Below are 1,155 nucleotides of genomic sequence, written 5' to 3' on the forward strand. Positions count from 1 at the left end.
CAACGCATGACTCGGGGACAGCGTGATTCGCTAAATCTTCTGCTGTCAGGGACTTTCACCCTTTACTCCTTGCCGGTTAGCCGGCGCACACTGTATATCCATACAGTACCGGGAGGACGTCTTCCCATGCCCTTGTACCAGTCCGATTCCATCCTGCTCGAGGCCTATTACTTCGGCGACGACGCCGAATCCATACGGCTGCCCTGCGACGGCGTCCGCGTGGATGCCGGTGCGATCATCGTTCTCGGCATCCCGCCGGATCAGCTACAGGCGCTGCGCTGGACGCCAGACTTCCTGTCCTTCGACGCGCAGGGCATGCGCCATCGCTACCCGGTCAGCCGGCCCGCGCTGGTGGGCCCCAGCCAGGCGCGCTTTGCCTTGCTTTAAGCTATGGGGCCCGCATCGATGATGCCCCCCTGATCATCCCCGTTCGCCCACATGCCTGACCTCAGTCCCGCGGCCACGCAGCTGATCCGCTCGCTCGACCTGAAGCCCCATCCGGAAGGCGGCTACTACCGCGAAACCTATCGCAGCGCGCCGTCCACCGCGATCTACTACATGTTGTGCGGCAACGACTATTCCGCCTGGCACCGCATCCGTTCCGATGAGCTATGGCATTTCCATGCGGGCTCGCCGCTGGATGTGCACGTGATCGTCGATGGGAGCATCGTCACGCATCGCCTGGGCGATCCGCTGCGGCGCCCCGGCGCGGCCTTCCAGGCAATGGTGCCGGCCAGCCACTGGTTTGCGGCGGAACGCGTGGACCTTGGAGACGGCGCCGACTTTGCGCTGGTCGGCTGCACCGTGGCGCCGGCGTTCCAGTTCAGTGAATTCGAACTGGCCGACCTCGACACCATTGCCGGCCTCGCTCCCGGCCACGACGCCTTGCTGCACCGGCTTGCACGATAGCTGCGCCCCAAAAAAACAGCCCGCCGCGGCGGGGTGCGGGCGGGCCGGTGAGTACAGCGGCGCCAGTCTACGCCCAAGCGCCGGGGGCCGCGGTCGAACAAACCGGATATCCCACCGCATTTTCTGACGACAGCCGGCGCAGCGGCGCTATGTCGCGGTAGGAATGCCCATTACTGAGCACCCCCCGCACAGATCCCGGCGTGCGCGATTCGCGCACCGGGCTCCTGCCTTGGGTGTTTGGCGGTG

At 65.5% G+C, this 1,155-nt stretch carries 2 protein-coding genes; both read left to right on the top strand.

All coding sequences use genetic code 11. The features are described from left to right. Positions 1-126 precede the first annotated feature (126 nt). Positions 127-387, top strand: a complete 261-nt coding sequence (locus AB1I47_RS33770; RefSeq protein ID WP_354687985.1) for a hypothetical protein — start codon at positions 127-129, stop codon at positions 385-387. A 51-nt stretch (positions 388-438) separates the two neighbouring features. Next, positions 439-909, top strand: a complete 471-nt coding sequence (locus AB1I47_RS33775) for a cupin domain-containing protein (RefSeq protein WP_354687986.1) — start codon at positions 439-441, stop codon at positions 907-909. Positions 910-1,155: the final 246 nt, after the last annotated feature.

This window comes from Cupriavidus necator (genome assembly GCF_040578825.1).
GTDB classification, from domain to species: Bacteria; Pseudomonadota; Gammaproteobacteria; order Burkholderiales; family Burkholderiaceae; genus Cupriavidus; species Cupriavidus necator_E.

Bases quoted from the DNA above. Each gene is read 5' to 3' on its own strand.
- AB1I47_RS33770 (WP_354687985.1), top strand. From the start codon at position 127: ATGCCCTTGTACCAGTCCGATTCCATCCTGCTCGAGGCCTATTACTTC.
- AB1I47_RS33775 (WP_354687986.1), top strand. From the start codon at position 439: ATGCCTGACCTCAGTCCCGCGGCCACGCAGCTGATCCGCTCGCTCGAC.